Genomic DNA, 3,941 nt, shown 5'->3' on the forward strand with positions numbered 1-3,941 from the left:
CTCGATACTCGCTCGCGTCACGCGCTCATTCGCGCTTCGCGTCGGCCTCCGCCAGCATCGCCTCCCCGATCGCGAGATGACCTTGCGCGACCAGCCCTTCGCCCGCGCCCCGGATATCGGCCTCGGCCTTGTTCTGCCCGAGCTTGCGCTTGCCGACGAGCCGCGTGATCTCGATCTGCAGCCCGACGATCGCTTGCAGCATCGTGTCGATGTAGTCCGGCGGCGCGTCGCCCATTTTCCACGGCACCGGCTGTGATGCTTCGTGCGTGCGCGTCAGCCGTGCGACCACGCCGCGCACGAACTTCTCGTCGTCGCGCACCGTGATGCGGCCGTGCGCATGCACGACCCGGTAATTCCACGTCGGTACCTGCCGATGCGCGACGTGCTTGCTCGGATACCAGTTCGGCGAGATGTATGCGTCGCCGGCGCGGAAGATCACGAGCACCTCGTCGCCGTCCGCGACGTCCTGCCAGACCGGATTCGCCCGCGCGACGTGCGCGTGCAGTTCGCCGAGCCCGCCGTCGCCGGGCATCAGTTCGAACGGAATGTGGTTCGCGTCGAGCCCGCTCTTGCCGTGCGTGATCAGGCTGCCGAACGGATGCTGCACGATCAGTTCGCGCAGCGCGTCGGGGTTGGGTTCGTTGAAATCGGCGGGGACGTACATGTCGGCTCCACGGTCGTGCGGGGTGGGAAATGGCGCGGGTGCTAGCCCGTCATGGTTCGATTGTGATCTCAAACTGGTTTATCCTGTAGAGCCGGTTTGAAACAATTTCAGCAGACCAGAATCATGGCAAGAACGGCCCGGATCGTCGAAATCCCGTCGCTCGGCGTGCTCGATCGCGCGGCCGGCGACCTGAGCCGGCAACTCGCGCAGGCGCTGCGCGACGCGGTGCGCCGCGGCGACGTGCGGCCCGGCGACACGTTGCCCTCCACGCGGCTGCTGGCAGCATCACTGCAGGTGGCGCGCGGCACCGTCGTCGACGCGTACGCGCAGCTCATCGCCGAAGGCTTTCTGGAGTCGCGCGGCGGCGCGGGCACGCGGGTCGCGAATGCGCTCGCGGAACCATCGCCCGGCAACACTCCGGAATCGCCCACGCCGCGCCTGGACCCGACGCGCGACGCCCTGCCCGAACCCGCCGCCGCCTTCGCGCGGCTTGCCCGCGAATTCAGCCCGCTGCCGGCGATGCCGTTCGCGATCTCGGTGCCGCTCGGCCTCACCGCGCCCGACGACATCTGGCGCCGGCTCGGCAACCGCCTGCGCGCCCGCGGCGCCGGCGCGCCGTCCGGCTATGCCGATCCGCAAGGCGCGCTGCCGCTGCGTGAAGCGATCGCCGACTACGTGCGCCGGTCGCGCTCGGTGCGCTGCGATGCCGGCCAGGTCGTGATCACGAGCGGCACGCAGCAGGGGCTGCATCTCGCGAGCCAGGTGCTGCTCGGCGCAAACGACCGCGCATGGGTCGAGAATCCGGCCTATCGCGGCATCACCGCGCTGCTCGAAAGCACCGGGCGGCGCGATGCGATGGTGCGCGTGCCGGTCGATGCCGACGGCCTCGACGTCGACGCCGGCATCCGGCTCGCGCCCGATGCGCGCGCCGCATTCGTCACGCCGTCGCACCAGTACCCGCTCGGCATGCCGCTGAGCATGGCGCGGCGCAATGCGCTGCTGGCATGGGCGCGCACACAGCGTGCATGGATCGTCGAGGACGACTACGACAGCGAGCTACGCTACGAAGGCTACCCATTCCCGTCGCTGCAGGGCCTCGCGCCTGATCGCGTGATCTATCTCGGCACCTTCAGCAAGATCCTGTTTCCGTCGCTGCGGCTCGGTTACGTGATCGCGCCCGACGATCTCGTGCCCGCGTTCTGCGGCGCGCGCGTGCTGATGGACCGCCACGCGCCGACCGCCGACCAGCACGTGCTCGCCGCGTTCATCGCCGAAGGTCATCTCGATCGCCACATCCGACGCGTGCGCGGCGTCTACGCGGAACAGCGCGCGGCGCTGATCGACACGCTCGGCGCGCGGCTGCCACGCGAGCGCGCGTGGGTACAGCCGGGCGACCAGGGGATGCACGTCGTGCTGTGGCTCGCGGCGGGCATCGACGATCTCGACGTCGTCGCGCGCGCCGCCCAGGCCGGTGTCGCGGTGCGTGCGGTATCGCCGATGTTCGCGCCGGGCACCGCGCGTCCCGGGCTCGTGCTCGGCTTCGGCGGGTTCGGCCACGCGCAGATGGAAGCGGCCGCGCAGCGGCTCGCGGACGTGGTTTCGTCAGTGGAATCGCGGCCCCGCGCACGGTAAAAGGTTGGCGGCGGGCAACAAACGTAATCGTCTGTAAATCCTGCAAGTAAACGGCCGTTTCCATGGCCCGCGCGCGGGTTCCGTTTGCTAGGATCGCGCGTCTTCCCTCCGCGCTCCTGCCGCCTTGAACCGCTTCGTGCCGTTTCTCCGAGACGCGTGGCTCCGTTGCCGCGCCCGTGTCACGCCGCTCGCCGCCGCGTGCCGCACGCGCGTCCGCGCGCTCGGCGCGGGCATGCTCCACCGCCTGCGCCATCCGACCCGGCGCGGCGTGGCGCTGACGCTCGCCGCGATCCCGGTGCTGGGCCTGCTGCTCCTGCTCGCGTTCGTTCCGTTCACGCCGAGCATCGGCGACATCCGCAAGGCGCGCATCGACCGCCCCGCGCGCGTGCTGTCGGCCGACGGCCAGCTGATCGCCGAATTCCGGCCGGTGAACCGCGAATGGGTGCCGCTCAAGCAGATCTCGCCGCACATGGTCGACGCGCTGATCGCCACCGAGGACCACCGCTTCTACGCGCATCACGGCATCGACTGGCGCCGCACGCTCGCGGCCGGGCTGCATACGTTCTCCGGCGACCGGCAGGGCGGCTCGACGATCACGCAACAGCTCGCGCGCAACCTGTATCCCGACGAAGTCGGCCGCGCGCCGACGCTCACGCGCAAGGTGAAGGAGCTGATCACCGCGTTCAAGATCGAAGCGGTGTACAGCAAGGACGAGATTCTCGAAACCTACCTGAACACCGTGCCGTTCCTGTACAACGCGTACGGCGTCGAAATGGCCGCGCGCACCTACTTCGGCAAGTCGGCGGACCAGCTCGACCTCACGGAAAGCGCGACGCTCGTCGGGATGCTGAAGGGCAACAGCTACTACAACCCGGTGCTGAATCCGGAACGCGCGGTCCAGCGGCGCAACGTCGTGCTCGGCCGGATGGCGCAGATGGGCATGCTGTCGCCGCAGCAGTTCGCGAAACTGCAGCGCCAGCCGCTGCGCGTCGACTTCGAACCGCAGACGTCACAGCCCGGTCTCGCGCCGCATTTCGCGGTGCAACTGCGCAAGTGGCTGATCGCGTGGGCCGACCGCAACAACTACGATCTCTACTCGGACGGCCTCGTCGTGCGCACGACGCTCGATGCACGGCTGCAGGACATGGCCACGCAAGCGCTGACGCGGCAGATCGAACGGCTGCAGGCGATCGCCGACGGCGCATGGCGCGGGCCGTCCGGCTGCGGGCTGCGCAACGACCTGTTCCGCGGCTTCATGCGTCAGACACCGGAGTATCGGCAGGTCCGCGACACGGGGCTCGCCGATGCGGCAACGCTGAAGCAGCTCGGCGCGAATCGCGAATTCATGCGGGCGCTGTGCGAGCGCAAGACGCAGGTGCAGGCCGGCTTCGTCGCGATCGATCCGCGCAACGGCGCGATCCGTGCGTGGGTCGGCAGCCCCGATTTCGGCAGCGAGCCGTTCGATCATGTGGTACAGGCACGGCGTCAGCCGGGTTCGACGTTCAAGCCGTTCGTCTATGGCGCCGCGTTCGCGGACGGCATGCGGCCGAGCGACACGTTCGTCGACGGCCCCGTCGCGATCCCGATCGACGGCCGCGCCGTGTGGCGGCCGACCGATGCGGAGCCGCCGACCGGCGCGCCGATG

Annotated in this window: 3 protein-coding genes; 2 read left to right on the forward strand and 1 reads right to left on the reverse strand. The window is 69.6% G+C overall.

All coding sequences use genetic code 11. From position 1 onward, the window contains the following. Nucleotides 1-25 precede the first annotated feature (25 nt). On the reverse strand, nt 26-664 hold the full coding sequence (locus H3O04_RS34335; protein WP_124678763.1) for an FMN-binding negative transcriptional regulator: 639 nt from the start codon (nt 662-664) through the stop codon (nt 26-28). 123 nt (nt 665-787) lie between these two features. Here H3O04_RS34335 and pdxR point away from each other — a divergent pair, with 123 nt between their 5' ends. Further along, complete coding sequence (gene pdxR, locus H3O04_RS34340; protein ID WP_202589409.1) at nt 788-2,296, forward strand: MocR-like pyridoxine biosynthesis transcription factor PdxR; 1,509 nt, start codon at nt 788-790, stop codon at nt 2,294-2,296. Nucleotides 2,297-2,420: 124 nt separating this feature from the next. Further along, nucleotides 2,421-3,941, forward strand: a 1,521-nt coding sequence (locus tag H3O04_RS34345) for a transglycosylase domain-containing protein (RefSeq protein ID WP_202589410.1), incomplete at its 3' end; no start/stop codon positions are given.

The sequence above is a fragment of the Burkholderia sp. KCJ3K979 genome (genome assembly GCF_016759955.1).
Taxonomy (GTDB): Bacteria; Pseudomonadota; Gammaproteobacteria; order Burkholderiales; family Burkholderiaceae; genus Burkholderia; species Burkholderia orbicola.

What these genes read in the sequence shown, in the direction of transcription:
- pdxR (WP_202589409.1), top strand. Translation starts at nt 788, where the DNA reads ATGGCAAGAACGGCCCGGATCGTCGAAATCCCGTCGCTCGGCGTGCTC.
- H3O04_RS34335 (WP_124678763.1), bottom strand. Translation starts at nt 664, where the DNA reads ATGTACGTCCCCGCCGATTTCAACGAACCCAACCCCGACGCGCTGCGC.